This window comes from Ruegeria sp. YTSA226 (assembly GCF_059609905.1).
In genome coordinates this window covers 74,680-101,013 of record NZ_JBXWMQ010000012.1, presented here as the reverse complement: position 1 = coordinate 101,013, position 26,334 = coordinate 74,680, and the positions used below count along the sequence as shown (strand labels likewise).

Sequence of the window (26,334 nt, the reverse complement as noted above, 5' to 3'; positions counted from 1 at the left end):
TGGGCCGTCGAGATGGTGATGCCGCGGGCCTTCTCTTCCGGCGCGCCGTCAATCTGGTCATACGCTTTGAAGTCACCAAAATACTTGGTGATCGCTGCGGTCAGCGTCGTCTTGCCGTGGTCAACGTGCCCAATCGTGCCAATGTTGACGTGCGGCTTATTACGCTCAAACTTTTCCTTTGCCATTCCTCAGGCGCCCTTTTGTGCTTTGGGGGACCCTTGGTCCCGTGGTTACATCTGCGCGCGCGAGATATTGGGTTCAAAGGAGAAAATCAAGCACATCCTGCGGGAAATGCCGTTCTTTAAGCCGGATTTTGCGTTGCTACACCTGAATCGAGTGGCTGGATCAGTTCGGGACGCCGGTCGAACCAACCGTTTTCCAAATGTTCCTCGGCCAACCATTCTTCGACTCGGTCCGCAACTTTCAGAGCCAGCCCGCTCATTTGCTCTTGCTTTGTCCGTTCATGGCCCGACCCTTTCAGGGCACTGCCGCCGGTTGTGTCTTCCAGCACCTGGAATTGCTTACCTTTGGCAAGAAACTCTTTCTTGTTCACGTCATAAACGTTGACCAGAACAATCGCAGTGCTCTTGGGGTTATAGATCACCGGAATGCCGGGAGGGGCCAGCATGTAGCCCTCGAGGCTGATGCCGATGTCGTATTCCTGAGCGCCCGTATAGCGCCCAAGGCGGATGTCCAACGCGTTTTGAATGGCAGCAGTCCATTCGTCGGGCGTCGCATCCCGGCTTACCGGTCCCTGCACCGCCTTATCGGCAAAGGCATAGTTTACCCGCAACTTGAATTCGCCCAGCGACTCAGGCTCTTCGTAAACCTGCGTTTGGGTGCAGGCGCCCATCAGGGCCAATCCGGTGATCAGTGTCAAAATGCGCAACATATCTCGTCTCGATAGGCCTGTTTTTCTTTGATCTAACGCACCGATACGGCTTGTGCCAAGCGGTATCGGCATAAATCCTCTGTGACCGGGCCTGATCAGGAGAATTTAAAATCACGCGGGAAGCCGTATGGCGGCTTTTTCCCGACGCTGGCGCGCTTGGCCAGCCATTGCGAAAGATCTGCCTCGTGCCGGGTTTTGTCGCCACCCATGGACCATTTCAGGCCCTCTTCCCAGTTGAAGGTGGTGATATCTGACAGCCCGCCGTCCAATTCCAGCGTCCCCTGCCGCCCGCGCGCCATATTGTATTTTTGCAGGCGAACGCCCTTGCCGCGGGTCATTTCAGGCAGTTCCTCGGTCGGGAAGACCAGAAACTTGCCGTTCTGAGAAACCACTGCAACGTGGTCACCTTCGATCGGTTTACAGATAATCGCTGTTTCGTCGCCTTTGACGTTCAGCACCTGTTTGCCGTTTCGGGTCTGCGCCAGCACATCATCCTCGGGCACGGTGAAGCCGTTACCCGCATCCGAGGCCACCAGCAGCTTGCGCCCCGGCTTGTGGATCAGGATGTCGATTATCTGCGCCTCATTCGGCAGGTCGACCATCAGGCGCAGCGGTTCGCCCATACCCCGACCGCCGGGCAGATTCGCGGCACTGATCGTATAGAATCGACCGTTCGAGGCAAAGACCAGCAGCCGATCGGTGGTTTCCGCATGGAAGATGAACCGTGGCCCATCGCCATCCTTGAACTTCAACTCGCGGTTCAGGTCGATATGGCCGGTCATGGCGCGAATCCAGCCCATCTGAGAGCAGACAACCGTGATCGGTTCGCGGTCGATCATCGCCTCAAGCGGGACCTCTTCGACCTGACCGGCTTCGGCAAACTGGGTGCGCCGCGCTCCGCCCTCATAGTCCTTGCCGAAGGTTTTCTTGGTCTCTTTCAACTGCTCGGCGATGCTGGCCCATTGCAGGCTTTCGTCGGCTAGCAGATCTTCGAGATTGGCACGTTCCAACATCAGCTCATCGCGTTCGCGAACCAGCTCCATCTCTTCCAGACGGCGCAAGCTGCGCAGACGCATGTTGAGAATTGCGTCGACCTGGACCTCGGACAGCTCGCCCTCGCCCGGTTTGGGCGAGACATAGTCGGCCTCATTGGTGGCGCGGACATGGTCGATGCCCCAGTCTTCGCGCATCAGCGCAGCCTTGGGGTCATCGTCATAGCGGATAATGTCGATCACGCGGTCAAGATTCAGGAAGGCAACGATAAAGCCCTCCAACACCTCCAGCCGATGGTCGATCTTGGCCATCCGGTGGCGCGACCGGCGCAGCAGAACCTCTTGCCGGTGATCAAGGAAGGCGCGAAGCACTTCTTTCATCGAGCAGACTTTGGGTGTCACCCCGTCGATCAGCACGTTCATGTTCAGGCTGAACCGCACCTCAAGGTCCGAGTTGCGATAGAGCATGCCCATCAGAACCTCGGGGTCCACATTCTTGGAACGCGGCTCAAGGATCAGGCGGATGTCATCTGCGGATTCGTCACGAACGTCGCCAAGGATCGGGATTTTCTTGGTCTGAATCAGCTCGGCGATCTTTTCGATCAGCTTCGATTTCTGAACCTGATAGGGAATCTCGGTGACGACGATCTGCCACTGACCGCGGCCCAGATCCTCGACCTCGAACTTACAGCGCAGGCGGAATGACCCGCGCCCGGTGCGATAGGCCTGCGCGATATTCGCAGGCGGTTCAACGATTACGCCGCCGGTTGGGAAATCCGGTCCGGGCACGTAGTTCAGAAGCGTATCGTCGCGCGCATCCGGCGTCTTGATCAGATGCAAACAGGCGTCACACAGTTCCGAGATGTTATGTGGCGGGATATTCGTCGCCATGCCCACCGCAATACCGCTGGAGCCATTGGCCAGCAGATTCGGAAATAGCGCGGGCAGAACCACCGGTTCGGTCAGCGTGCCGTCATAGTTGTCACGGAAATCGACAGCATCCTCGTTCAGACCCTCAAGCAGAGCCTCGGCCACGATGGTCATCCGAGCTTCGGTATAACGAGAGGCCGCCGGGTTATCGCCGTCGATATTGCCGAAATTCCCCTGCCCGTCGACCAGCGGATAGCGCACATTAAAATCCTGCGCCAAACGCGCCATCGCGTCATAAATCGCGGCATCGCCGTGCGGGTGATAGTTACCCATCACATCGCCCGAGATTTTCGCCGACTTACGGAACCCGCCCGTTGCACTGAGTCGCAGTTCGCGCATCGCATAGAGGATTCGCCGATGCACCGGCTTCAGACCATCCCGTGCATCGGGCAAGGCCCGGTGCATGATGGTGGACAGCGCATAGGTCAGATAACGTTCACCAATCGCGCGGCGCAGCGGTTCGGCTACTTCGCCCCCGTTCTCGGGGGCCACCATATTGGGGTCGTCGATCGTATCATTCATAGATGATGTGATACGACGCAAGGGCGCGCGGGTAAAGCAAGCAAGACATATTTTACTGGGGACAAGTGGCGCTTTTTGCAACAGGGGGAGGCAACCCCCCGATTTCCCCCGTTTTTCGACTTGGGTCGCGAATTATGCTAGGATGTCTGACATTAGTCTGCTGCCTTTTTTTGTTTTGATTGATCGACCGGGGGATGCGCCATGACGCGCCTGATTGTAATGAGTTTCGCTGCACTTGGCTGGTGCTTTTACGTCATGAGTGGCGGGCCTAATTTCGAGCCGCGCGGTGTGCGGTCAGAACAGCCTGTGCGAGTCGCCTCGAAAGCGGCCCCCAAAACCGTAGCACCGTCTCCGGCAAAAGAGCTTGTGACAAATGTCGCTATGCGCTCGCCGGTCGTGCGCGAGCGCCCGATTGATCCCCAGCCAGCAGTCGCAGCGATTGTCGCAGAACCCGCCAGTCTGGACACTTTCAACGCGCTTTCGGTGTTTGACGATCAGACTGCCAGCATCACGCTTGCGTCCCTGGAAGACGGTGTAACTGGCCTGAAGCAAATCACCAAGGACGTGCAGCCTGAACCCGCCGCCCAGCCTGAACCCAGGAAAGATATCCGGGAAATCTCCGGGACCCGCGTGAACATGCGTGACGGCCCTGGAACGATCTACCCGATTGTTGGCAAAGCGCGCATCGGCCAGAAGGTCGAGGTGCTAAGTGACTCGGGCACCGGATGGTTGCGACTGCGCGTGTTGCCGCAGCAACAGGTGGGGTGGATTTCGACCTCTTTGGTCAGAAAAACACCAGACTGACGTGGAGCAATGATTGTCCCCATACTCTGTGCACCCTAGCTTGGGGCTGGTTCAGAATCGGGAAAATCATGCAGAAAACCATTCTAATTACTGGCTGCTCATCGGGCATCGGACTGGATGCGGCGCATGGGATGCGCGCGCGGGGCTGGCGCGTGTTTGCCTCGTGCAAACAACAGCGCGATTGCGACCGGTTGCGGGCGCAGGGGTTTGAAAGCCCGTGCATTGATTATACCGACACGGCCAGCATATCGTCGGGTTTGAACGAAGTGTTGGAGGCCACCGGAGGCACCCTGGACGCGCTGTTCAACAATGGCGCACATGGCCTGCCCGGCGCGGTCGAGGACCTGCCGACCGAAGGCCTGCGTCAGATTTTCGAGGCGAACTTCTTTGGCTGGCACGAACTGACCAGGCAGGTCATCCCGATTATGCGCAGTCAAGGACACGGGCGAATCGTTCAGAACTCTTCGGTGCTGGGTCTGGTGGCCTATCCGTGGCGCGGCGCCTATGTGGCCACGAAATATGCAATCGAAGGGCTGACGGATACACTGCGCCTGGAACTGGCTGATACGGGGATCAAGGTCATTTTGATCGAACCTGGCCCGATCACATCTAAAATCCGCGAAAACTCAATCCCATTCTTCGAGCGGTTCATCAACTGGCAAAACTCGGCCCTGCGCGAGCGGTATGAGTCCTCTTTGTTGAAAAGACTGTACGAATCGTCGGGGCCGGATCGGTTTGAACTGCCCGCATCAGCGGTTACGACCAAGCTGGCCCACGCCGTAGAATCCAAGCGCCCGCGCCCCCGATACTATGTGACAACACCTACATTTATCGCCGGTTGTTTGCGCCGCATTCTATCGACACGTGCGATTGACCGCATCCTTGCAGGGGTCTGAGGCGAAATAACCCGTTCGCTTTTGGCACGCACGGGGCTAGATGATAGCCCTAGGCAAACAGAAACACGGACGGTGTACTCATGGACCTAATGATGGTCATTTTGCTTTTGGCCATGGCGGCGGTTGTCGTCGTATTGGCGCTTGGCATCTCGAATTTTGGCAAAAGCGGCAGGGACGCGGCACTGAAAAGCAACAAGTATATGCGCCTGCGTATCCTGTTTCAGTTCATCGCCGTGATTCTGATCGTGCTTTACGTCTGGCTGCGCGGTCAGGGAGGTCAGTAAATGGTCGTATTGAACAAGATTTACACCCGCACCGGTGATGATGGCAAAACCGCACTCGGCAATGGCGAACGCGTCGCCAAATACTCGGGCCGCGTGACCGCTTATGGCACCGTGGACGAGTTGAACGCCTTTGTCGGCGTCGCCCGGACCGAGGCAGATGGGGATGTCGAAGCTGCACTCGCCCGCATTCAGAATGACCTGTTTGATCTGGGCGCAGATTTCTGTCGTCCCGACATGGAAAAGGATGCCGAAGCAGACTATCCGCCTCTGCGCATCGTGCCCTCGCAGATTGACCGGCTGGAGGTTGAAATCGACGCGATGAACGAAGCCTTGGAACCGCTGCGCAGTTTCATCCTGCCCGGTGGCTCGCGTCTTGCGGCGCATCTGCATGTATGTCGAACCGTATCGCGCCGGGCCGAACGGCTTGCGGTTGAGCTGACCAACATGGAGCCGGTCAACGAAACCGCAGTCAAGTACCTGAACCGTCTGAGCGACTGGTTCTTCGTCGCAGCCCGTTGTGCCAATGAAAACGGAACCCAAGATGTTCTGTGGGTTCCGGGCGCGAACCGCTGAAAGCGGCGTCGCGTCCAGTGGACGCGGCGGCGACCGGAAGGGCGAAGCCCCGGCCCGACGGGCGGGCGCAAACCGATAGCTTTCTGCCTTTTGGGTGGATGTCTGGTGCTTGGTCACGTCAAAAATAGCAAAACGCGACGTCCGTTGCAGATGACGTGACGATTTTGCCCTGTTGCCGCCTGAATTGAATCGCTATTCAAGCCCTCATGAACATTGGTGGAGTCGCGACGCGGCTTGCCGTTTTTTGTGAGGAGCTAGCGCAAAATGAAGGTACTCGTGCCTGTCAAACGCGTGATTGACTATAACGTTAAAGTTCGCGTCAAAGCGGATGGCAGCGGTGTCGATCTCGCCAATGTCAAAATGTCGATGAACCCGTTCGACGAAATTTCTGTCGAAGAGGCAATCCGCCTGAAAGAAGCAGGCAAGGCAGACGAAGTCGTCGTTGTTTCTATCGGCGTAAAACAAGCCCAGGAAACACTGCGCACTGCGCTGGCCATGGGCGCGGACCGTGCCATCCTGGTCGTTGCTGCAGATGATGTCCATCAGGACATAGAACCTCTGGCCGTTGCCAAGATCCTGGCCAAAGTGGTCGAGGAAGAGCAGCCCGGTATCGTTCTGTGCGGCAAGCAGTCTATCGACAACGACATGAATGCAACTGGTCAGATGTTGTCAGCTCTTTTGGGCTGGTCACAAGGCACCTTTGCGTCCGACATCGACATCGACGGCGACAGCGCAAAGATCACCCGCGAAGTCGATGGCGGCATGCAAACCATCAGCGTCAAAATGCCGACAATCGTGACCGTGGACCTGCGCCTGAACGAGCCCCGTTACGCGTCGCTGCCCAATATCATGAAGGCGAAGAAAAAGCCGCTGGACGAGAAAACCGCCGCTGATTACGGCGTCGACGTCTCGCCGCGCCTGGAAGTCGTCAAAACCGAAGAACCACAGGCACGTGCCGCTGGCATCATCGTCGGCTCGGTAGACGAGCTTGTCGCGAAACTCAAAGAAGCGGGGGCTGTGTAATGGCTGTTCTTCTTCTCGCCGAAGTCAACAATGGTGAACTGGCGCTAGACGCAACCGCCAAAGCTGTAAACGCAGCAAAGGCACTGGGTGATGTAACCGTTCTGGCCGCAGGCGGTTCCGCTGCTGCTGCCGGTGAAGCTGCCGCCAAGATCACCGGCGTCTCAAAGGTTCTGGTCGCCGAGGACGAATCGCTGGGCCATCGCCTGGCAGAATCCACTGCTGCGCTGATCGTAGGTCTGGCTGATGGTTATGAACACATCGTTGCCCCCGCCACCACCGATGCCAAGAACGTTATGCCGCGCGTTGCCGCGCTGCTGGACGTCATGGTCATCTCGGACGCGTCCGGTGTCGTCGACGGCTCGACCTTCGAACGCCCAATCTATGCGGGCAACGCGATCCAGACCGTCAAATCTGTGGACGCCAAAAAAGTCGTCACTTTTCGAACCGCAAGTTTTGATGCTGCGGGCGAAGATGGCTCGGCAGCCGTTGAGACCATCTCGGTCGGCGAGAACCCCGGTCTATCGTCCTGGGTCGAAGACAAGGTAGCTACAAGCGACCGCCCCGAGCTGACTTCGGCTGGCGTTGTTGTGTCGGGTGGCCGTGGTGTCGGTTCTGAAGAGGACTTCAAGCTGATCGAAGGTCTCGCTGACAAGCTGGGGGCCGCAGTTGGCGCATCGCGCGCCGCAGTCGACTCGGGCTATGCTCCGAACGATTGGCAGGTGGGTCAGACCGGCAAGGTTGTTGCCCCGGATCTGTATGTCGCTGTCGGCATCTCGGGTGCGATTCAGCATCTGGCCGGTATGAAAGACTCGAAAATCATCGTGGCGATCAACAAAGACGAAGAAGCGCCGATCTTCCAGGTTGCCGATTACGGTCTGGTCGCCGACCTGTTCCAGGCCGTTCCGGAACTGACCGAGAAACTCGGCTGATCAACGGGCTAGACTTTTCCACGAAGAATCTTGCATTGGGCCCGCCATCGGCGGGCCCTTTTCATTGCAGGTTTCTGATCGGACCGACCAAGGCGTCAGCAATCGACCTGTGTGCTGCAGGACCTATCATATATTCCGCCATGGGCTGTTGCAGTGTTCCAAACAGCATATCTTCAAGCTCATCGGACTGCCCCGACACGCTGACCGTCACCTCAACGATCTCGGCGCTGAGAGGGCGCAGGGCCTCGATCATCTGTGGCGTGATCCGAATATCAGCACCGTGCTTGGGCTGATTACTTTCTGCCTCACGCAGGACCTGCAAATTCAACAAGACAACAGGCGCTTCAAGCGCCTCAACAAGCCCCCCAATGCGGTCGATCCAATTCCGTCGCAGCTCTTCTGCGATTACCTCGAACCGCGCATCATTGCGGCCCTGCAACAAAATCATCAGGTGATGTACGAAATGGACATCGGCAAAGTCGATCTCGGGATAGAGAGATTTCAGATCCTCTGTCGGAGCCAGAAAACGGTCGTTGCGTCGGGGATGAACCCGGTAGAATCGATTGGACTGCCCCAATATGTCGCTAAGCTGCACCACGCAGAGCTCTGCTTGGTTCAGTAAACCCCTCAACTCCGTGTCATCGCACAGCGCATCTACGCCGCAAAAAAGGCTTCCGAAATTCAGGCACCGTCTGTCCAACCTCTCTTCGAGAACTGCCGCGAATGGCTGCTCGACGAATCGCCCGAATGTTTCGGTCCCTCCTGCGCAGGCCACAAATGACTTCTCCAGCGAACGCATTGGCCCACGAAACCACAATCGTGACTCACCGTATTGGCACACGTCATGCTCGAGTCTTCCCGAGCCAGCTTGATGATAGCTCATATCACTCACCCAATTTTCACCCGGATGCCATCTTGCAGCCGCAAGCCTTGAGAATCTCCTAATGTGCGCATTTGAAGCAAAGTCGAACGGTCTGATCCCCTTGCCGCCCGCCCCGATCTGCCGATAGTGTCATCCTACCCCGTGGCACAGAGGCATCAAAAAATGGATGTAAAATCAGTCGGAGTGATTGGCGCAGGCCAAATGGGCAATGGTATCGCCCACGTACTGGCTTTGGCGGAATATGACGTTCTGCTGAACGACGTTAGCCAGGACGCGCTGAACAGCGCCATGGCGACGATTGAAGGAAATATGGCGCGCCAGGCATCGCGCGGAAAAATTTCGGATGAGGAGATGCAATCCGCGCTGAAACGCATCACGACCACAATGGAGCTGCCACAGCTGGGCCAGACTGACCTGGTGATCGAGGCCGCAACCGAGCGTGAGACCGTCAAACAAGCCATTTTCGAAAGTTTGCTGCCACATCTGCAACCGCATACAATCCTGACGTCAAATACGTCATCTATTTCGATCACACGTTTGGCGAGCCGAACAGACCGGCCCGAACGCTTTATGGGTTTTCACTTCATGAACCCAGTTCCGGTGATGCAACTGGTTGAACTGATCCGGGGCATTGCTACGGATCAACCAACATTTGCTGCCTGTAAGGCCGTTGTAGACCGCCTTGGCAAAACCGCCGCCAGCGCCGAAGATTTCCCGGCTTTCATTGTCAACCGCATCCTGATGCCGATGATCAACGAGGCCGTATACACCCTGTATGAAGGCGTGGGGAATGTTCAGTCGATTGACCAATCGATGAAATTGGGCGCAAACCACCCGATGGGACCACTAGAACTGGCTGACTTTATCGGTCTGGACACCTGTTTGGCCATTATGAACGTGCTGCATGATGGATTGGCCGATACCAAATATCGCCCTTGTCCGCTGTTGACGAAATATGTCGAAGCGGGCTGGCTGGGACGTAAAACGCAGCGTGGTTTTTATGACTATCGGGGCGAGGCGCCAGTGCCGACCCGGTAAAGGCCACCGCCCGGAATTCATCCGGGCGCAGCCACGAGATTGTCCTGATCAGGTGAAATTGCAGGTCAGAGCTTGGTTGCCTGCCCCAGACCCAGCGTGTGCTTTCTGAGCCAAGCCATAAAGCCGCGCGGATCTCGCTCCAGCAGCTGCATATCCTCATCCGAGATCGGTTCTCCGATCACCGGGGATTGCGGTTTGTTGCAGGATCGAACGATCTCGTGCAGCAACAAACCCTGGCGCAGAATCGCAGAAAATTTGTTGGCGATCTGGTAGGCACGCGAATTCCTGCCAGGGAAAAAGATCGGCAGGACCTGCGCGCCGGATCGACGGATCATTTTGGCCGTGAACACGTTCCACTCACGCTCGATCACCGGCCCGAACCAGTCATCCGAAGACATCACGACGCCTGAAGGGAACAAGGCCACAACGCCCCCGTTTTTCAGATGCTCCATCGCATTGCCGCGCATCTCAAGCATCTTGGCCTGTGCCTCGGGATCGTGCGGGAAGGGCACCGGAATCATGAACGACGTCGCCGCCTCGTCCAAACCTGTCAGAACCGAACGGGTCAAGATCCGATAGTCGCTGCGGACCCTGCCGATCAGCTCTGCCAAAATCATGCCGTCGACCATGCCATGGGGATGGTTGGCTACGACGACCACGGGCCCCGTTTTTGGAATACGCGCGATCTGTTCCTCTGGTGTGGTTAGGTCGATGCCCATTATATTAAGCGCACCTGCCCAGAACCGTTGGCCGCGGAATTGTTCATTCTGCTTCTCGAACTTGTTAACCATACCCAAAATGGTCAACTTACCCGTACACCATTCAATGGTGCGGATCGCTGTTGCAGTCCAAGGGTCGTCGAACGAGTTTGCGTAGGTCAGGGTCTTACGATCATAGATCTCGCCCTGGTCCTTGGTCCCATCCACCACCGGGCCTGTCTTGGTCTCGTGCGTTGTTTCCGCCAATTCCTGGTTATCCCGTTCTTCGTATCACGGCGGGTGCGGTCAGAAACCTTCTCCGAACTTGTCGTTCACCAGAGTCTCCAACGCATCAGCCAACGCCTCAGCATCCGGTCCGGACGTCTCGACGTCAATAGTCGTTCCACGAGACGCTGCCAACATCAAAAGACCCATAATGCTGTCGCCGGATGCGGAAAGCCCGTCTTTCGACACCTCGGCCTGAGCGTCGAACCCTTCTACCAACTCAACCAGCTTGGCCGAGGCGCGGGCATGCAGGCCCTTTTCATTGATAATTTTCAAGCTTCGGGTGGTCATTCTTTATCTGTCCGGTTCTCGTCAAACGTCACATTTTGCGCATTGATATACTTACGTCCAGCTTCCATTGCCTGCCGCACGGCTTCGCCAATCGGCAGGTGGCGGGATTTGGCCAGTTTTATCAACATGGGAAGATTTGCGCCGTAAAGGATACGGCGATCCTGCGGCGCGCAGGCACGCAGGCTGAGATTCGACGGGCTTCCGCCAAACAGATCAGTCACGACGACAACACCGTCACCAACATCAACACTGTCGGCGGCCGCACAGATTTCCGATTGCTTCGCTTCGCGATCATGATCGGCCTCGATCGAGATCGCGGCCAGGCCGGGCTGATTGCCGACCACATGCTGCATCGCGGCCAAATATTCTTTGGCCAGCCCACCATGTGCTACGAGTACGATCCCGATCAATCCGGCCTCACATTCAACGATCGTCTTTCCATTTCGCGATGCCTAATTGCCACTTGCTGCCCCCCCTCTGCAAGGGCCCTTGCAACCGCTTCGGCCATTGCAACCGATCTGTGTTGCCCTCCGGTACAGCCAAAGGCCACGGACAGGTAGGCTTTGCCCTCGGCCCGGTAAGCGGGCAACAACAAAGTCAGCAGGTCAACCACCCTTTCGAAGAAAGGCGCATAGTTCGCGTCGGTTTGAATATAGCTCGCCACATCCGAATTGCGACCATCTTCGGCCCGAAGCTCGGGACGCCAGTACGGGTTGGTGAGAAAACGGCAGTCAAAGACCATATCCAATCCGCGAGGCAAACCACGCTTATAGGAAAATGATTCGATGGTTACCGCCAGATGCCGCCCACCCTGAGGTGCAAACCAACGCTCTACCTCTTCGCGCAGTTGGTGAACATTCAGTGGCGTGGTGTCGATCAACGTATCTGCAAGTTCACGAATTGGGGCCAGCGACTCTTTTTCCTGGCGCACGCCGGTTTCAGGGCTGGCATCCGCAGACACCGGGTGACGTCTGCGGGTTTCCGAATACCGGCGCAGCAGGACTTCATCGCTGCAATCGAGATAAAGCGTGGTCAGGTCAACCTGTTCCATCCACCGAAGCTTAGCCAGCAATTCGATGACGCCAATCGTGGAAAAATCGCGGTTGCGCGCATCAATACCAAGCGCCATGGGACGGTCGGTTTTTGGCCCGTCTAATAGACGCAGCAAAAGACCCATGGGAAGGTTGTCGATGGCCTCGAACCCCAGATCCTCTAACACACGGATTGCGGTGGACCGGCCTGCGCCGGATGGGCCGGTGACAAGTACGATGCGTCTTTGGGTCGTCATTGATTGGGCCATTCCGGGTCTGCGCACCCGTTTTTCATCAGTAGCAAGAGCGCTGCTGGTAAATTGGAGACGCCAGCGCCCCGAAGCAAGGGAACAGTTTGCCTCAGGATAAGAATTGAACGGGGTTCTGGCAGGCGCTCGGGTTCTTCTTGCGCCATGTCCACCACAAAGCCAACCGGCACCGGCCCAACCGAGACTGCCCGCAACAGGCCAAGACCTCTTGCCTCGATCAGTCCACCGATATTTGGAGCCGCCTCTGCCAGGGCGAGATTGCCATCCATATACAACCGAACCCGATCGTCCGCGACCAGATCGGCCCCCAACGCCATCATCTGCAAAGACAGCGCTGACTTCCCGGTGCCCGAAGGCCCCACGATCAAAACAGCACGGTCTGCTATCGCGACGCAAGAGGCGTGAACGATGGCAGTATCTTTGTGTTCAACAGAGGAGAGTGCGGACGTGCTCACCGCGTCAAACCGGCAGGCCCACGACGAATCGCGCGCCCTGAGGGTCTGAAGTTATGTCCGCTTCGGTCGGGCGGATATTCTCGGCCCAAATCACCCCGCCATGCGCCTCGACAATCTGTTTCGAGATCGCCAGACCCAACCCCGAGTTATTGCCGAAATGCTCAACGGGACGTTGGGAATAGAACCGTTTGAACACTTTGGTCAGGGCCTGCTCGGGGATGCCTGGGCCGGTGTCTTCAACAACAACCAGAACCCGATCCTCGCGCCGGCGTACCCACACACGTATGGCATCGCTTTCTTCGCAGAAGGAAATCGCATTGGTGATCAGGTTTACGAACACCTGCGCCAATCGCGCCTCAAGCCCGGTCACGGTGATTGATTCGGGCGGCAGATCAGTGATGTAATCGATTCCCTTGGCGCGCGCATCCTCGCCCAGATACTGACCGAGGTTTCCGATCAGGTTCAACAAATCAAATGGCTGTTCTTCCTCCTTGACCAGTTCGGCGTCCAGGCGCGAGGCGTTCGAAATGTCGCTGACCAGACGATCCAGCCGACGGACATCATGTTCGATCACCCCCAACAGCTTGTCGCGCTGGTCGTCTCTTTTAACCATGCGCAACGTGCCCACAGCAGATTGAAGGCTGGCTAGGGGGTTTTTGATCTCATGCGCCACATCTGCCGCGAATTGTTCGTTTGCATCAATCCGGTTGTACAGCGCTGTAACCATGCCGCGCAAAGCTCGGCTGAGTCGTCCGATTTCGTCCGGTCGCGCGCTCAGATCGGGGATGCGGATGCGGCCCGGGTTGACCCCCGCACCGCGGTCTTTGCCCATCTCGGCGGCGGATGCCAGATCGGCCAGCGGGTTGGCGATGGTCGATGCAAGGACAAGGCTCAAGCCAACGGAAACCAAAAGCGCCACGACGAACATGCGCAGGATCCGCTCTTGATCACGGCGGGCCAATGCGTCGATTTCTCCGGCGGGACCGGCCATGGCAACTGCGCCAACGGGCTTTCCATCCAGTTGGATCGGGGCCGCAGCAACGATAACCGTTTCGCCTGCGTCATCCTGAACCGCCTGAACCTGAATATGCCCGGTCAGCGCCTGTGGAATGATGGCCTGAACGCGTTGGGCCAAGGTTGGCGCTTCGCTGGTTTCATCTTGCTTGAACACTTTGGACAGCCCGGTCCAAACCGCGTTCAAGGCATCACTGATCAGTGTGCTTCCAGTCTGCGCATCAGCTTCTGAGCGCAGCATGACCGGCATCTCTGAGACCGCAGGCGCGCCGCGCGTCCAACCAATCAGCGTCCCACGAGCATCGTAAACAAAGACTTCACCGCCGACCGGCAGGCTGAGACCAGCCAACGTATCTTTGACATCCAGGATGGCCGCGTCGCGGGTAATGCCAGTCACATTCTGTCGCAGTTGGGTTTCAAATACGTTACTGACCAACTGCGCATCCCCAACTAGGTTCCGGGCGGTCTGCTGCACCTGTTCTTCTCGCGAATTATCCAGATATAGCAATCCGGTGACCAGAATCACCAATGCAATCATGTTGAATGTGATGATCTTGCGCGCCAGAGGCGAGCCCCGCAGGGAAAACAGATTGCGGCGGCCGCGTGTGGCCCTGAGTTCGGCGGAATCGTCGCTCTGGGGGATGACCCAGTCATCCCCCAGAACGACGTCACCGTCGCGTAACTCGTTTTCTTGCTCAGTATCGCGCACGAGACCCAGTAACCCCTTAACTTAGGCCACGCTTATTCTTCGTTGTACCGATACCCAATACCATACAACGTTTCGATGGCCGAAAACTCCGGATCAGCAGCGCGCATCTTTTTGCGCAGACGCTTGATGTGGCTGTCGATCGTGCGGTCATCTACATAGACCTGATCGTCATAGGCAACATCCATCAGCTGATCGCGGCTTTTGACAAATCCCGGACGCTGCGCCAAGGCCTGCAGCAGCAGGAACTCGGTCACTGTCAAAGAGACATCCGATCCCTTCCAGCTCACCGCGTGGCGCAAGGGGTCCATCCGCAATTCGCCCCGTTCCATCACCTTGGCATCGCCGGTGCTGGCGGCTACGGGATCACCCGAGGTCGCTTCCTGACGGCGCAGCAAGGCCCGTATCCGTTCTACCAGCAACCGTTGCGAAAAGGGCTTTTTGACATAATCATCAGCACCCATACGCAAACCCAGAACTTCGTCGATCTCGTCATCTTTCGAAGTCAGAAAGATCACCGGCATCTGAGTCTTCTGCCGCAGTCGCTGCAGCAAATCCATGCCATCCATACGCGGCATCTTGATATCCAGCACTGCCATATCGGGCAGCTTCTTGTTAAACGCATCCAGAGCAGCCTGCCCGTCGTTATACGTTTCTACCTCGAAACCCTCGGCTTCGAGCGTCATGGATACGGACGTCAGAATGTTCCTGTCGTCATCCACCAGTGCAATCTTTGACATCGGGTTAACCCCTATTCCTGCTCTCATACGAAACAATTCGCTTATTTGTAGGGCATTTTTGTCGTTTTTATGGCCGCGAATCAATCGCCATCTACGAATCGTGCGATTGTTGTCACACACATGCGGCAAAAAAGCCGTTAATGGTCTTCGAAAAGTGTCTGTATTTCCGGCAGAAAAAACATGGTGGCGCTAAACCTGAACTTGGTTGCGCTAACTGCGCCAAACCGTCCTGTTCACGCCCTAAACGACCATGATAAGACCCGCCCAATCGCCGGTTTTCCCGGTACACTGCCCCAAGAGCGCACCTTGGCCAATCTGCCGCCGCGCCGCCACAGGAGAAGACACACATGACATCTGGACGGGTGAACCCGCAATTCCGCCTCGAAGATCAGGGCATCGAGGGTCTGGGCAATGTCTATTACAACTTCATGGAACCGGCACTGATTGAAGAAGCCCTCAAGCGGGGTGAAGGTACACTTGGCAATGGCGGAGCTTTTCTTGTCAGTACCGGCAAGTTCACTGGCCGTTCTCCCAAGGACAAACATGTTGTCCGCACCGACAGTGTCGCCGATTCGATCTGGTGGGAAAACAACGCCGAGATGAGTCCCGAGGGTTTCGAAACGCTTTATGCCGATATGATCGAGCACATGAAGGGTCGTGACTATTTTGTGCAGGATCTGGTCGGTGGCGCCGACCCCGCTTATTCGATCAACGTGCGCATGGTCACCGAACTGGCATGGCATAATCTGTTCATCCGTCACTTGCTGCGCCGCCCGGATCGTGAAGACCTGGATGAGTTCTTCGCGGATTTCACAATCATCAACTGTCCCAGCTTCCAGGCTGATCCGGCCAAGCACAACTGCCGTAGCGAGACAGTGATCGCACTGAACTTCGACCGCAAATTGATTCTGATCGGCGGCACAGAATATGCCGGTGAAAACAAGAAGTCCGTCTTCACCCTGCTGAATTACATGCTGCCCGAAAAAGGCGTGATGCCGATGCATTGCTCGGCGAACCACGCGGTCGGCAATCCCGTTGATACCGCAGTCTTCTTTGGCCTCTCGGGAACTGGCAAGACCACCCTGTCCGCTGATCCGGCCCGCACCTTGATTGGCGATGACGAACATGGATGGTCAGACCGTGGCACTTTCAACTTCGAGGGCGGGTGCTATGCCAAGACGATCAACCTGAACGCCGAGGCCGAACCCGAGATCTATGCAACCACCAGCAAATTCGGCACCGTGATCGAGAATATGGTTTTCGATCCCGAGACCAAGAAGCTGGATTTCGAAGATGACTCGCTGACCGCAAACATGCGTTGCGCCTATCCGCTCGAGTATATCTCCAATGCCTCGAAAAGCGCGTTGGGCGGGCATCCGAAGAACATCATCATGCTGACTTGTGACGCATTTGGTGTTCTGCCCCCGATAGCGCGGCTGACCCCCGCTCAGGCGATGTACCACTTCCTGTCGGGCTTCACCTCGAAGGTTGCTGGCACAGAGCGCGGCGTGACCGAGCCCCAACCCACATTCTCGACATGCTTTGGCGCGCCGTTCATGCCGCGTCGCCCAGAAGTCTATGGCAACCTGCTGCGCGACAAGATCGCCCAGCACGGCGCGACCTGCTGGCTGGTGAATACCGGCTGGACTGGCGGCGCCTATGGCGTTGGCAGCCGGATGCCGATCCGTGCGACCCGCGGTTTGCTGACTGCCGCCCTGGATGGATCGCTTCGGGATGCGGAATTCCGCAAGGATGCAAATTTTGGCTTTGATGTGCCGGTTTCCGTCCCCGGTGTCGCCGAAGTTCTGCTGGATCCGCGTCGCACCTGGGACGACCAGGCCGCTTTCGATAAACAGGCTGAGAAGCTGGTTCAGATGTTTGCCGAAAACTTTGAGCAGTATCTGCCTTTCATCGACGAAGACATCAAAGCCGTAGCAATCGGCTAATGTTGCAAAGGGGGGGCAAACCTCTCCCCTTTTTTCGGACAGCACATCTGCAGGCAATCGTCCTTATTCGTCTAACGTAAGGTGTCCTTACAAATTCGTTGCCCGATTTGCCGGTTTAAGCTATCCAATGATGTCATTAAGACAAATTCGCCCGACGCAATCGCGCCGGGCGTTGTTTAAAAAATACCTTGGGTAACTCAGCCGCGCACTCACATTCGCGAATTGAGAAACCTAATCAGATAGCAAGTGTATGCCAATGGGGATGAGTGTCAATATGAGACCTTCTGAACATTCAGATTTCAGTTCGTCTCATACCGCTGCTTTGTCGCAGCGCGTGACATGGGAAACGACAGGTAACGAAATGACTGAAATCTTGAAACTGACCGAACTGCGCAAACTGATGCAAAGCATGGAGCGCACGCTGGGGCTGGAACAACTCTCACCGGTAGAGCGCGATATCTATTACGCCGCCGAAGAACTGTCCAAAGCTGACCAGGAAGTTCGGACATTTGGCTTGATTGAACACACGCTTGTGCAAAGCGTCTCGCGCCCGACCTTTTTTCGTGCGCTGAAGTCGCTGGTGCAGAAGGGGTATTTGTCACAAAGCGGTAGCGCGAACCGTGGACGGTATGTTGTGCATGCGCCTAAGTAATAGAGCGTTTGATCTGCGCATTGCTGGCTGACCGCCGTGCGCAGATGGGCCTCTGAAACGTTCTTTGCCTCACTGGCCTACGTGATTGCCTCGTTCCTTACGTTCGAGGTTCTGATGCCAATGCAGAACGTATTCTTCCCCGAATATCCCAGCAAGGCCAGCTTGCTGTTTCTCCCGCATGGTGTGCGTGTGCTCTCTGCTTGGTTGTTGGGGTGGCGGGCGATTTTTGCGCTCTTGCCCGGTGTCTTTCTTGTCTTTGCCTTTCTCGGCGGAAGCGACGTCTTCCTGCCCAACCGTCTGGCCGCCATAGCAATCGCCGTCACAACCGTTCCTGCTGTATTTTACCTATGCAAATGGATCGGCTTCGATCTGTTCCCCCACCCGGACCGCAAACCATGCTGGTCCTGCGTCATGGGGGTCGGGATCGTCACGTCAATATTGGTGTCCGTACTGACCAATCTGGCTTTTGGCAGCGGTGGGCTGGAATATATCGCCTTCCTGATCGGCGATATCTCGGGCCTGTTCTTTCTGATGCTGGGGCTTTATTTCACGCTGCGCGCGATAGATCGGCGTGCCTAGCCCATCAGCCCGCGTCGCAACAGGTTCAGCCCTGCGATAAGCAGCACGAACAGGGTGATCTTGCGAAACAGCGCCTGATCTATGCGCGACTGCAGTTGCAACCCTACCCACATGCCAGCCAGCCCCGGTAGCACCAGAGCAGCCGAGAACGGCGCGGTTTCGGCGCGGAAAATCCCGGAGCCCATATGCGCGAACAGCAACGCCAGCGCCCCCAAACCATAGATGACCCCCTGCACACGCATCTGCACCGCTTTCGGGGTGTTTAAGGCGGTCAGATAAGCCACGGTTGGTGGTCCCCAAATTCCAGACATCCCCCCGACAAAGCCTGCAACCGCAGCGATCATGCCCTCTATTCGGGCAGATGGGCTGGCCAATTTCAGACGCAGCCCCAATACCTGGATCAATGCAAAGACTGTCACCGGGATGCCAATCATCAACAAAAAAGTTGATGCTGGCACTGCGCTGACCAACTGAGCACCAATCAGCAGAAACACCAACCCGACAACCAGAAATACACGGAACTGACGGATCGAGGACACGGCGGCCGGAACACCCCCGCGCAATGCCTGCACCCCATTTGTCACCAGGGTTGGCAGGATAAGCCCCGCGATCGCCAGATCCGGCGAAAGGAACATGCTCAGCCCCGAGATCAGAACCATTGGCATGGCGAACCCGACCATGCCTTTGACCCAACCGGCAATGAAGGCAACCCCACAGGCCAGCAGCAGTTCTTGGGCAGAGAGCATAGAAAACAACGTCATGTCCCCCTGATATCACTCCTGACAGGTGCTGCACTGCAAAAATGATCAAGCAACTTTAGAACTTTTTAGTCGCATAATTCGTATTTTTGTTGCGCTGCACGTGCAGCATGATATGACCAGACGACTTTAGGAGAGAGCTGATTCATGGCCCATGACGGACAGGATATGACCCAGATGATTGCATCCGCGATTTTGCCCGAGCTTCTGACGCTGACACGTGCGGCTCTGCCGGCTGTGGACACCGTATTCGAACGCGCCCGCGAGTCGGTCCGCGCGATGGTGACAGAAGATGGTCGCGTGTCCGGCGCTCTGATCGAGGCCAATCAGACCGCCGCTCATGGGTTGGCATGGCTGGCGACATACAACCAGTCGCTGCAGCAAATGCAACGCTGGGCCGATGCTTTGGAGGCAGAAGGCAAATTCGGCGAGATCGAGCAGCTGCTGCACCAAATCGCCTTTGGTGAATACCTGCATCAGGTCGCGGGCGGCATCCCAATGAACCAGGGTGAGATTTTGCGTCTTCAGGACATGGGTCTGGGCTGGGACGCGCTGTCCGGTTTCCAATGCGCTGAAGTTCAGACACTGATGGCACAGGCCAATTCACAGGCTGCACGCAGTCGCTTGGTTGAACTGATGGAAGAACAGGCCGGTGCCGCGATGTTCGGAACGTCGGGCCTGGACGAAGAACTGGAAATGATCCGTGACCAGTTCCGCCGCTATGCCCAGGAAAAAGTCGAACCAAACGCCCATGATTGGCACCTCAAGGATGAGCTGATCCCGATGGAAATCATCGAGGAACTTGCCGAGATGGGTGTATTTGGCCTGACCATCCCCGAAGAGTTCGGAGGGTTTGGCCTTTCCAAGGCCTCGATGTGCGTGGTGTCCGAAGAATTGTCGCGCGGCTATATCGGCGTCGGATCGCTGGGCACCCGGTCCGAGATCGCGGCCGAGCTGATCATTGCCGGTGGAACGGATGAGCAAAAAGCGCAGTGGCTGCCCAAGATCGCCAGCGCCGAGATACTGCCGACAGCAGTTTTCACTGAACCCAACACAGGCTCTGATCTGGGCAGCTTGCGCGCCCGAGCAGTCAAGAATGCCGAAGGTGATTACGAGATCACCGGCAACAAGACCTGGATCACCCATGCGGCCCGGACCCATGTGATGACTTTGCTGGCGCGCACCAACTCTGACACTTCCGATCATCGCGGCCTGTCGATGTTCCTGGCGGAAAAGACGCCCGGCACGGACGACAACCCCTTCCCCACCCCAGGCATGACCGGTGGCGAGATCGAAGTTCTGGGTTATCGCGGGATGAAAGAATACGAGTTGGGCTTCGATGGGTTCAAGGTCAAGGGTGAGAACCTACTGGGCGGCGAAGAAGGCAAAGGCTTTAAGCAGCTCATGGAAACCTTCGAATCCGCCCGCATTCAGACCGCAGCCCGCGCCATCGGTGTGGCCCAAAGCGCGCTGGACATCGCCATGCAATATGCGCAGGACCGCAAACAGTTCGGCAAGTCGCTGATCAACTTCCCCCGCGTGTCCGGCAAGCTGGCGATGATGGCGGTCGAGATCATGATCGCACGACAGCTGACCTATTTCTCGGCTTGGGAAAAAGACAACGGTCATCGCTGCGATCTTGAGGCCGGGATGGCCAAGCTGCTGGGCGCCCGCGTGGCCTGGGCTGCTGCCGATAACGGCCTGCAGATCCACGGCGGCAACGGCTTTGCACTGGAATACAAGATCAGTCGCGTGCTGTGTGACGCACGTATTCTCAATATTTTTGAAGGGGCTGCCGAAATTCAGGCACAGGTGATCGCGCGGCGTTTGCTGAGCTAACCTGTAACGGCAACCCTGTTTCCCCGACTTGACCCGGCGCGCGCGCCGGGTCTTTTTTTGCCCAAACTACTGCAGCCCTCAGTTCCTCGAAATCCTGCCCTTACCTTCCCTGCTGTCTACGTTCAGCCATGACCAGCCACGGCAGAAACTTCCCCCTATCGCAGCGCCGATATTCCCGGTAGATCAGCGTGCGATCACGAACCAGCGGCGAACCACATGACCCGATCCATTCTTGCCCTTCTGGCCACGCTTGCGGCCTTGGCCCTTGCTGGCTGTGCCACCACCTCTCAGCCGACAGCAACGCAGAACGACATAGACGAGCTGGCGCTCGCCATCCGTTCCATGGGTCCCGCGGTTGATCCAGCCGAGGCACAGAAGGCGGCCACCATTGCCTATACCTATTCGCAACGTCTGGCCCGAGAATGGCAGGTTACCGACCCGGCCATCATCCACAACGCCAAGGTCATTAACGGATTTCGTGAGCGCGGCCTGTGCAACGACTGGGCCGAAGCGATGACCAGCCGTTTAAGGGCAGAAAACTTCCGCACCCTGGAAATGCACTGGGCTACATCACCGCCAACGCCGCTGAGGATCATCCACCATTCCGCAGTGATCAGCGCAAAGGGCGACACGATGTTCGAAGGCATCATCCTTGACCCATGGCGCAACAGTGGCGCGCTGACATGGGCGCCAACGCGCGAAGATACGCGATACAACTGGCGTACCCGCATGGAGGTGCGCACCGCTTTGCTAAACGGAGAGCAACCCTACTGAGGTCAGGACGGGGTCTTACACTGGCTGATCCGTTCCGCCACCACGGGCAGCATCCGCGCAGCCACCAGCTTTGACCCTTCGGGCGTCAGATGCGTGTAATCGACATACAGCACCTTGTCTTTGTGGAGTGGACCGCCGATCTCTGCAATATCGGTGAAAGGCACATTGGCCTCTTCAAACAAAGCAGGGAAATCGACTCGCGCGCGATGCATCAGATCTTCACGTCCCGGCTTGTACCAATCCCGCGTGAGCTGGGCGATTTCGCGGTCGGTCTCGCTTAGGACATTGGTGTCCTCATAGACGACCTCAGGCTGCAAAAAGACGTGATAGCAAAACCCATGGTAGTCACCGAAAGACTCGATCAGCTTGTAATTGCGCAAGAAGCCAACCTTTGCAGTCTGTTCAAGCTCAGCTGAAAAGTCTCTTTGCAAGGAGGTGACATCCCCAGAGGTATTATATTTGGGCGCCTCATAGCGGTCGTAAAGACCTTGTGTGAGCTTTGACGCCATTTTGAAGGTATAGAAATATTGCGCCGGGTATCTCAGAAATGCGTACAAGGAAAAGAACGGCTTACGATCGTTCAAAGCGTCAACCATCCTTGCCGATGAATAGCCATAGCTTTGAACCGGGTTATCAACTCCGACATTGTAAAAATCGTTGTGACCATCCAGAAACACAATCATGTCCGGGCTGTATTGATATAGCGTCTCGTACAGGTACAACACATGTTGAAAACTGTGATACGCAACAACTCCGGCGTTGATCACCTCAATCGTCACACCGGGCATCTGATCGCCCAACCGCTCGCGCAGGTCCTGCTGCAGGAAATATGCAACCGTTTCCTGATTGGTGAGCGTAGGATGGTCAGGATAAATACTGCCCTGCGATCCGATGGCATAAGCAGTTGAGCCACCCATCAGAAAGATGCGGAACGTGTCGTCGGGTTTTGGCTGTTCAATCAGCGTATCGTGGCGGAACCCCTGATCGGAATGGATACGCTGTCCGCCAGTATCAAATCCGCGCTGATACTCTGGGTTCAGTTTGTGACCACGGATCGAAGAGTATAGATGCCGCTCTGCCGTATTTCCCAGCGAGTTATCGAACACATGAACCACAGCATAGTATGAAAGAAGCTCCACCAACAGGAAGAGAAAGAGCACATAGAATAGAGCCACAAAAACCTTAACAGCTGTTCGTGTCCGCCCGTTGCCAACATCGTCATTTCTGGTCAAAACGAAGCTCCAACCTTACCAAATCAGAACAAAACACAACCGGATACAATTACCGGCACTAAAACTCACAGGAGCTATTCAAATCCAAAGAAAGGCCCATTATTCGCATTCAATATGTCTAAGATGTTTTACAAGTCAACGGTCAGCATTGTATCCGACCCTTTACCTAGTCGGTTCAAAACAATGTGTCCAAGCCCAGGAAACTGTTCTTCGCTGATTTCAGGAATTCTGCCATGTTGCGTTACATAATGCTGCTTTCCCTTTCCGGATTACTCCATTGTCAGAAGGATGAAACCGTTGCGGCCTATGGTGCTGCCGAACGGGAATGGGCCCTGCAAGAGATCAACGGTCAGCCCTACAATGCCAGTGCCTTATTGCGATTTCCGGAAGAAGGCAAAGTAGCGGGCAACGCCCCCTGCAACAGCTACACGGGCAGGCTTAACGCGCCCTATCCATGGTTTGAGCTGACCAGCCTGACAGCGACCCGTGCCGCCTGTGCCGGGCTTGAGGCAGAAGGGATCTATTTCGCCGCCTTGCTTGTCATGACCCAATCCGAAGTATCAGGGAACCTGCTGATTTTGCGCAATGAGGACGGGCAGGAAATGGTGTTCAAAGCTGCCGATTGATCTGATCAATAAACCGCGCCCGTGCGCCGGGCAGAGGGTTGTTCCCCAACGACGGAGCAACATGGTTCTCTAGAAAATGTCCGGTGGTCAACAATCCTTGCACCAATTCGGTATCCGGCGCGTCGCCCACGCCACGCAGGCAAGGTGGCAAGGGAAGCAACCTATCCACCCAGTCCCCTGCCCCATCAACGCTTACCGCACGACCTGTTTTCGGAGAAACATATTCCAAACCTTCTGTTACACCCGTCACGGCACAGCGTGTCAGGTCAAGGCCAAACCCCAGCTCTTCCAGCAGCGACAATTCCCACCGCAGATAGGCAAGCACCCAAATTTCGTCCTGACCCAGCAGATCCATCAACTGTTCGGTTTGTTTATAGATGCGCGGATGCGCTTCGCGCTCAGGCAAACAGAACGAGAGCAGGGCCACCACCGTATTCAATCCAGCCAGCGCAAGCCTACCCGAAAACGCCGCCGCCGCCCGCGACCGCAGGGGCTCGACCTGAAAAGTGCCGATATGCTCTTCGAGCCGTGCGCGCCAAAGCACATCTAATTGCGCCCCGGGCTGCAGGATCGGCGCAATCTTGCGGCTGGTTCCACCACGTACGACGCCGGCATGACGACCGTGGCCTTCGGTAAAGACCTCGATAATTGCCGCCGTTTCGCCATGGCGGCGTGAGGTCAGAAGTATGCCGTGGTCGCGCCAGTCCAAAGCGTGTCCAATCTTGTGGGGTCAGTCCTGCCCGAGCAAAAGAACGCAAAGCCGGGACCACTGCAAGAGAGACAGGGAAATCGACGACCTATTGGGTCAGAACGTGACCCCCGCGTGGATCAGGATACCCAGGACCATAAGAAGGTTCAGCACCATAGAAATGCCGTTGCCAACATAGATGGGCAACTTCTTGACGATCAGACCGTAGATGAACCAAAGCAAAGACAACGCCGCATAGAGCGACCACGTTAACAGAGATTGGCCCGACGCATGTTGAGAGTGGGTCAAGAAGAGCTTCACAAGCTGTGGAAGCGTGGCAAATGGGCCTATAATGCCGACAAATACCATGAAGCCCTCGAAGTGCTTCATCACAAGACCAAGGTTTGACTTTATGAACTTCTGACCAATTGTTTCAGCCAACGTAAGACCTCTATCCTTGTCATAGGCTGCAACGACCCGTTTCCGCACCATCCGTTAAATACGCGTACAAATAGCGAAAATGGACCGTCTTACCAAGACCTATGCCATAACTTTGGCAGAGGCCTGCACCGCGTCTGTGCTAGTACCGCTAATCCAGACCGTCCTCACCCAGCAAATGGCGCCCCTGCCGGTCTTCGACCTCTATCACCCAGAGGTCAGGGTCAAAGCTGCGCTGGCGTTGGATCGCCTCGTCCACATCGACCTCGGGACCAGAGGAGAGTTCAACCCACTTGCGCTCACCGCTCATCAGATCAAAGCTGCGCTGAAAGGCTGTGGCCTGACCGTCCAACGTGTTGAGCTTGATCAAAACCGCGCCGGCTGTGTCGTCACCATGGGCCACAACAAAGGCCGGTATTTCCTGAAATCGCAACCGTGCCAGATAGGCGTGAACCCAGAAGTCTGCCGTCAGTCGCGTCATGCGTTTCCGTCTTTGAATTCCAGACCCATTTCCGAATAGCGCTCAGATTCCTCCAGCCAGTTTGGCCGGACTTTGACCTGCAGGAACAGGTGGATCTTGCGATCAAGGAACTCTTCCAGCTCGGCACGGGCCGCCTGGCTGACGGCCTTGATGGTCTCGCCCTTTTTGCCCAGAACGATACCTTTATGGCCGTCGCGCATGACATAGATGATCTGGTCGATCTTTGCCGACCCGTCCTTGCGCTCTTCCCAATTCTCGGTCTCGACGGTCAGCTGATAGGGCAGTTCCTGATGCAGCCTCAGGGTCAGCTTTTCGCGTGTCATTTCAGCCGCGATCATACGCAACGGCAGATCAGCGATCTGGTCTTCGGGATACAGCCACGGGCTCTCGGGCAATTCGCCTGCCAGCCATTTACGCAGATCGTCAACCCCATGGCCTTTCTCGGCCGAGATCATGAAGGTCTCGGCAAACGCGTAGCGCGAATTGAGGTCGCTGGTCAGGGCCAGCAGAACTTCGGACTGCACCCTGTCGATCTTGTTGATGGCCAGCGCGACGGTGCGGCCCGGACCGATCTCGTTCAGACCTTCAAGGATGCGCTCTACGCCCTCGGTGATGCCACGATGCGCTTCGACCATCAGGACAACCACATCGGCATCCGCGGCCCCGCCCCATGCGGCGGCCACCATTGCCCGATCCAGACGGCGACGCGGTTTGAAAAGGCCCGGCGTGTCCACAAAGACCAGCTGTGCATCACCTTCCATCGCCACGCCCCGGATGCGGGCGCGGGTCGTCTGAACCTTATGTGTCACGATCGAGACCTTGGCCCCGACCATGCGATTCAGAAGGGTGGATTTGCCTGCGTTGGGCTCTCCGATCAGGGCGATAAATCCGGCGCGTGTCGTCATCTGGGGTTTGATCCTGTTTGCAGATGGGCCTCCCTATCGCAGAAAGAGGCAGCGGACCAGAGCGATTTGCAGCTTTGGCACATGCGTTCAGGATGGCATTGGGTGGGGTATGGTGGGCGACCCGTCACCGGAAATGACCCGGGTTCGACCGATAGGCATTT

General features: G+C 56.6%; 30 protein-coding genes. 13 read left to right on the top strand and 17 right to left on the bottom strand.

Features of this window, described 5'->3' with window-relative positions; translation table 11 throughout:
• From AC2FFF_RS14945 to AC2FFF_RS14935, 3 genes are all read right to left on the bottom strand, one after another.
• Window positions 1–185, bottom strand: a 185-nt coding sequence (locus tag AC2FFF_RS14945) for a GTP-binding protein (RefSeq protein WP_353332348.1), incomplete at its 3' end; no start/stop codon positions are given.
• A 116-nt stretch (window positions 186–301) separates the two neighbouring features.
• The gene (locus AC2FFF_RS14940) at window positions 302–892 is read right to left on the bottom strand and encodes a hypothetical protein (protein ID WP_142639296.1); all 591 of its coding nucleotides are present in this window, start codon (window positions 890–892) and stop codon (window positions 302–304) included.
• Between the two features lie 95 nt (window positions 893–987).
• The gene (locus AC2FFF_RS14935; RefSeq protein WP_142639294.1) at window positions 988–3,336 is read right to left on the bottom strand and encodes a DNA topoisomerase IV subunit A; all 2,349 of its coding nucleotides are present in this window, start codon (window positions 3,334–3,336) and stop codon (window positions 988–990) included.
• A 201-nt stretch (window positions 3,337–3,537) separates the two neighbouring features.
• On the opposite strand from AC2FFF_RS14935, the gene AC2FFF_RS14930 reads away from it, so the two are divergent.
• The 6 genes from AC2FFF_RS14930 to AC2FFF_RS14905 all read left to right on the top strand — a co-directional run bounded on the left by AC2FFF_RS14930 (window position 3,538) and on the right by AC2FFF_RS14905 (window position 7,845).
• Window positions 3,538–4,140 (top strand): SH3 domain-containing protein, encoded by a 603-nt coding sequence (locus tag AC2FFF_RS14930; RefSeq protein WP_246097307.1) that lies wholly within the window; start codon window positions 3,538–3,540, stop codon window positions 4,138–4,140.
• 68 nt (window positions 4,141–4,208) lie between these two features.
• On the top strand, window positions 4,209–5,036 hold the full coding sequence (locus AC2FFF_RS14925; RefSeq protein ID WP_142639291.1) for an SDR family NAD(P)-dependent oxidoreductase: 828 nt from the start codon (window positions 4,209–4,211) through the stop codon (window positions 5,034–5,036).
• Between the two features lie 80 nt (window positions 5,037–5,116).
• Window positions 5,117–5,320 (top strand): twin transmembrane helix small protein, encoded by a 204-nt coding sequence (locus AC2FFF_RS14920; RefSeq protein ID WP_142639289.1) that lies wholly within the window; start codon window positions 5,117–5,119, stop codon window positions 5,318–5,320.
• A complete protein-coding gene (locus AC2FFF_RS14915) occupies window positions 5,321–5,893 on the top strand; it encodes a cob(I)yrinic acid a,c-diamide adenosyltransferase (protein ID WP_142639287.1) in 573 nt (190 codons plus the stop codon). It begins immediately after the preceding gene.
• 264 nt (window positions 5,894–6,157) lie between these two features.
• Window positions 6,158–6,916, top strand: a complete 759-nt coding sequence (locus tag AC2FFF_RS14910; RefSeq protein ID WP_142639285.1) for an electron transfer flavoprotein subunit beta/FixA family protein — start codon at window positions 6,158–6,160, stop codon at window positions 6,914–6,916.
• Window positions 6,916–7,845 (top strand): electron transfer flavoprotein subunit alpha/FixB family protein, encoded by a 930-nt coding sequence (locus AC2FFF_RS14905; RefSeq protein WP_142639283.1) that lies wholly within the window; start codon window positions 6,916–6,918, stop codon window positions 7,843–7,845. The genes AC2FFF_RS14910 and AC2FFF_RS14905 overlap by 1 nt, the downstream gene beginning before the upstream one ends.
• Before the next feature lie 61 nt (window positions 7,846–7,906).
• Here the strand turns inward: AC2FFF_RS14905 and AC2FFF_RS14900 are convergent, their stop codons facing one another.
• A complete protein-coding gene (locus tag AC2FFF_RS14900; protein ID WP_281973487.1) occupies window positions 7,907–8,728 on the bottom strand; it encodes a DUF6473 family protein in 822 nt (273 codons plus the stop codon).
• Window positions 8,729–8,890: 162 nt separating this feature from the next.
• On the opposite strand from AC2FFF_RS14900, the gene AC2FFF_RS14895 reads away from it, so the two are divergent.
• Entirely contained in the window at window positions 8,891–9,766 is an 876-nt protein-coding gene (locus tag AC2FFF_RS14895) for a 3-hydroxybutyryl-CoA dehydrogenase (RefSeq protein WP_142639281.1), read from the top strand.
• Between the two features lie 65 nt (window positions 9,767–9,831).
• On the opposite strand, the gene AC2FFF_RS14890 is transcribed toward AC2FFF_RS14895, so the two are convergent.
• The 7 genes from AC2FFF_RS14890 to AC2FFF_RS14860 are packed head-to-tail and all read right to left on the bottom strand — an operon-like array spanning window position 9,832 to window position 15,255.
• The gene (locus AC2FFF_RS14890; RefSeq protein ID WP_281973488.1) at window positions 9,832–10,731 is read right to left on the bottom strand and encodes a lysophospholipid acyltransferase family protein; all 900 of its coding nucleotides are present in this window, start codon (window positions 10,729–10,731) and stop codon (window positions 9,832–9,834) included.
• Between the two features lie 39 nt (window positions 10,732–10,770).
• Window positions 10,771–11,040, bottom strand: a complete 270-nt coding sequence (locus AC2FFF_RS14885; RefSeq protein WP_142639277.1) for an HPr family phosphocarrier protein — start codon at window positions 11,038–11,040, stop codon at window positions 10,771–10,773.
• Complete coding sequence (locus AC2FFF_RS14880) at window positions 11,037–11,450, bottom strand: PTS sugar transporter subunit IIA (protein WP_142639275.1); 414 nt, start codon at window positions 11,448–11,450, stop codon at window positions 11,037–11,039. Before AC2FFF_RS14880 ends, AC2FFF_RS14885 begins: the two co-directional genes overlap by 4 nt.
• Complete coding sequence (rapZ, locus tag AC2FFF_RS14875; protein WP_142639310.1) at window positions 11,447–12,328, bottom strand: RNase adapter RapZ; 882 nt, start codon at window positions 12,326–12,328, stop codon at window positions 11,447–11,449. Before rapZ ends, AC2FFF_RS14880 begins: the two co-directional genes overlap by 4 nt.
• Window positions 12,325–12,795: an HPr kinase/phosphorylase gene (locus AC2FFF_RS14870; RefSeq protein ID WP_142639273.1), complete on the bottom strand. Its 471-nt coding sequence runs from the start codon at window positions 12,793–12,795 to the stop codon at window positions 12,325–12,327. Before AC2FFF_RS14870 ends, rapZ begins: the two co-directional genes overlap by 4 nt.
• Window positions 12,796–12,799: 4 nt before the next feature.
• The gene (locus AC2FFF_RS14865; RefSeq protein WP_496882986.1) at window positions 12,800–14,518 is read right to left on the bottom strand and encodes a sensor histidine kinase; all 1,719 of its coding nucleotides are present in this window, start codon (window positions 14,516–14,518) and stop codon (window positions 12,800–12,802) included.
• 32 nt (window positions 14,519–14,550) lie between these two features.
• Entirely contained in the window at window positions 14,551–15,255 is a 705-nt protein-coding gene (locus AC2FFF_RS14860; RefSeq protein WP_281973491.1) for a response regulator transcription factor, read from the bottom strand.
• 347 nt (window positions 15,256–15,602) lie between these two features.
• On the opposite strand from AC2FFF_RS14860, the gene AC2FFF_RS14855 reads away from it, so the two are divergent.
• The 3 genes from AC2FFF_RS14855 to AC2FFF_RS14845 all read left to right on the top strand — a co-directional run bounded on the left by AC2FFF_RS14855 (window position 15,603) and on the right by AC2FFF_RS14845 (window position 18,432).
• On the top strand, window positions 15,603–17,201 hold the full coding sequence (locus AC2FFF_RS14855; RefSeq protein WP_281973492.1) for a phosphoenolpyruvate carboxykinase: 1,599 nt from the start codon (window positions 15,603–15,605) through the stop codon (window positions 17,199–17,201).
• Window positions 17,202–17,562: 361 nt separating this feature from the next.
• Window positions 17,563–17,853 carry a hypothetical protein gene (locus AC2FFF_RS14850; RefSeq protein ID WP_142639308.1) on the top strand — a complete coding sequence of 97 codons (291 nt, stop codon included), beginning with the start codon at window positions 17,563–17,565 and terminating at the stop codon, window positions 17,851–17,853.
• Window positions 17,854–17,889: 36 nt separating this feature from the next.
• Window positions 17,890–18,432, top strand: coding sequence for a hypothetical protein (locus AC2FFF_RS14845; protein WP_496882985.1), 543 nt, complete (start codon window positions 17,890–17,892; stop codon window positions 18,430–18,432).
• On the opposite strand, the gene AC2FFF_RS14840 is transcribed toward AC2FFF_RS14845, so the two are convergent.
• A complete protein-coding gene (locus tag AC2FFF_RS14840; RefSeq protein WP_281973494.1) occupies window positions 18,429–19,193 on the bottom strand; it encodes a sulfite exporter TauE/SafE family protein in 765 nt (254 codons plus the stop codon). The two genes, AC2FFF_RS14845 and AC2FFF_RS14840, sit on opposite strands and share 4 nt — an antisense overlap.
• Window positions 19,194–19,337: 144 nt before the next feature.
• On the opposite strand from AC2FFF_RS14840, the gene AC2FFF_RS14835 reads away from it, so the two are divergent.
• Both AC2FFF_RS14835 and AC2FFF_RS14830 read left to right on the top strand, forming a co-directional pair.
• Window positions 19,338–21,029 (top strand): acyl-CoA dehydrogenase family protein, encoded by a 1,692-nt coding sequence (locus AC2FFF_RS14835; protein WP_281995880.1) that lies wholly within the window; start codon window positions 19,338–19,340, stop codon window positions 21,027–21,029.
• Window positions 21,030–21,245: 216 nt separating this feature from the next.
• Window positions 21,246–21,803: a hypothetical protein gene (locus AC2FFF_RS14830; protein WP_281973496.1), complete on the top strand. Its 558-nt coding sequence runs from the start codon at window positions 21,246–21,248 to the stop codon at window positions 21,801–21,803.
• Window positions 21,804–21,805: 2 nt separating this feature from the next.
• On the opposite strand, the gene AC2FFF_RS14825 is transcribed toward AC2FFF_RS14830, so the two are convergent.
• Window positions 21,806–22,942, bottom strand: a complete 1,137-nt coding sequence (locus AC2FFF_RS14825; RefSeq protein ID WP_281973497.1) for an SGNH/GDSL hydrolase family protein — start codon at window positions 22,940–22,942, stop codon at window positions 21,806–21,808.
• A gap of 326 nt (window positions 22,943–23,268) precedes the next feature.
• Between AC2FFF_RS14825 and AC2FFF_RS14820 the strand changes: the two genes are divergently transcribed.
• Window positions 23,269–23,661, top strand: a complete 393-nt coding sequence (locus AC2FFF_RS14820) for an META domain-containing protein (RefSeq protein ID WP_281973498.1) — start codon at window positions 23,269–23,271, stop codon at window positions 23,659–23,661.
• Here the strand turns inward: AC2FFF_RS14820 and recO are convergent.
• From recO to era, 4 genes are all read right to left on the bottom strand, one after another.
• Window positions 23,645–24,370 (bottom strand): DNA repair protein RecO, encoded by a 726-nt coding sequence (recO, locus tag AC2FFF_RS14815; protein ID WP_281973499.1) that lies wholly within the window; start codon window positions 24,368–24,370, stop codon window positions 23,645–23,647. The genes AC2FFF_RS14820 and recO overlap by 17 nt on opposite strands.
• Before the next feature lie 96 nt (window positions 24,371–24,466).
• Window positions 24,467–24,790: a SemiSWEET transporter gene (locus AC2FFF_RS14810; RefSeq protein WP_281973500.1), complete on the bottom strand. Its 324-nt coding sequence runs from the start codon at window positions 24,788–24,790 to the stop codon at window positions 24,467–24,469.
• Between the two features lie 148 nt (window positions 24,791–24,938).
• Window positions 24,939–25,268, bottom strand: a complete 330-nt coding sequence (locus AC2FFF_RS14805; RefSeq protein WP_142639253.1) for a DUF1491 family protein — start codon at window positions 25,266–25,268, stop codon at window positions 24,939–24,941.
• On the bottom strand, window positions 25,265–26,173 hold the full coding sequence (era, locus tag AC2FFF_RS14800) for a GTPase Era (RefSeq protein ID WP_142639251.1): 909 nt from the start codon (window positions 26,171–26,173) through the stop codon (window positions 25,265–25,267). The genes AC2FFF_RS14805 and era overlap by 4 nt, the downstream gene beginning before the upstream one ends.
• Window positions 26,174–26,334: the final 161 nt, after the last annotated feature.

What these genes read in the sequence shown, in the direction of transcription:
- AC2FFF_RS14860 (WP_281973491.1), bottom strand. Translation starts at nt 15,255, where the DNA reads ATGTCAAAGATTGCACTGGTGGATGACGACAGGAACATTCTGACGTCC.
- AC2FFF_RS14840 (WP_281973494.1), bottom strand. Translation starts at nt 19,193, where the DNA reads ATGACGTTGTTTTCTATGCTCTCTGCCCAAGAACTGCTGCTGGCCTGT.
- AC2FFF_RS14830 (WP_281973496.1), top strand. Translation starts at nt 21,246, where the DNA reads ATGACCCGATCCATTCTTGCCCTTCTGGCCACGCTTGCGGCCTTGGCC.
- AC2FFF_RS14935 (WP_142639294.1), bottom strand. Translation starts at nt 3,336, where the DNA reads ATGAATGATACGATCGACGACCCCAATATGGTGGCCCCCGAGAACGGG.
- AC2FFF_RS14920 (WP_142639289.1), top strand. Translation starts at nt 5,117, where the DNA reads ATGGACCTAATGATGGTCATTTTGCTTTTGGCCATGGCGGCGGTTGTC.
- AC2FFF_RS14915 (WP_142639287.1), top strand. Translation starts at nt 5,321, where the DNA reads ATGGTCGTATTGAACAAGATTTACACCCGCACCGGTGATGATGGCAAA.
- AC2FFF_RS14805 (WP_142639253.1), bottom strand. Translation starts at nt 25,268, where the DNA reads ATGACGCGACTGACGGCAGACTTCTGGGTTCACGCCTATCTGGCACGG.
- AC2FFF_RS14900 (WP_281973487.1), bottom strand. Translation starts at nt 8,728, where the DNA reads ATGAGCTATCATCAAGCTGGCTCGGGAAGACTCGAGCATGACGTGTGC.
- AC2FFF_RS14910 (WP_142639285.1), top strand. Translation starts at nt 6,158, where the DNA reads ATGAAGGTACTCGTGCCTGTCAAACGCGTGATTGACTATAACGTTAAA.
- AC2FFF_RS14885 (WP_142639277.1), bottom strand. Translation starts at nt 11,040, where the DNA reads ATGACCACCCGAAGCTTGAAAATTATCAATGAAAAGGGCCTGCATGCC.
- rapZ (WP_142639310.1), bottom strand. Translation starts at nt 12,328, where the DNA reads ATGACGACCCAAAGACGCATCGTACTTGTCACCGGCCCATCCGGCGCA.
- AC2FFF_RS14940 (WP_142639296.1), bottom strand. Translation starts at nt 892, where the DNA reads ATGTTGCGCATTTTGACACTGATCACCGGATTGGCCCTGATGGGCGCC.
- AC2FFF_RS14850 (WP_142639308.1), top strand. Translation starts at nt 17,563, where the DNA reads ATGACTGAAATCTTGAAACTGACCGAACTGCGCAAACTGATGCAAAGC.
- AC2FFF_RS14895 (WP_142639281.1), top strand. Translation starts at nt 8,891, where the DNA reads ATGGATGTAAAATCAGTCGGAGTGATTGGCGCAGGCCAAATGGGCAAT.
- AC2FFF_RS14905 (WP_142639283.1), top strand. Translation starts at nt 6,916, where the DNA reads ATGGCTGTTCTTCTTCTCGCCGAAGTCAACAATGGTGAACTGGCGCTA.
- era (WP_142639251.1), bottom strand. Translation starts at nt 26,173, where the DNA reads ATGACGACACGCGCCGGATTTATCGCCCTGATCGGAGAGCCCAACGCA.
- AC2FFF_RS14855 (WP_281973492.1), top strand. Translation starts at nt 15,603, where the DNA reads ATGACATCTGGACGGGTGAACCCGCAATTCCGCCTCGAAGATCAGGGC.
- AC2FFF_RS14930 (WP_246097307.1), top strand. Translation starts at nt 3,538, where the DNA reads ATGACGCGCCTGATTGTAATGAGTTTCGCTGCACTTGGCTGGTGCTTT.
- AC2FFF_RS14835 (WP_281995880.1), top strand. Translation starts at nt 19,338, where the DNA reads ATGGCCCATGACGGACAGGATATGACCCAGATGATTGCATCCGCGATT.
- AC2FFF_RS14820 (WP_281973498.1), top strand. Translation starts at nt 23,269, where the DNA reads ATGTTGCGTTACATAATGCTGCTTTCCCTTTCCGGATTACTCCATTGT.
- AC2FFF_RS14925 (WP_142639291.1), top strand. Translation starts at nt 4,209, where the DNA reads ATGCAGAAAACCATTCTAATTACTGGCTGCTCATCGGGCATCGGACTG.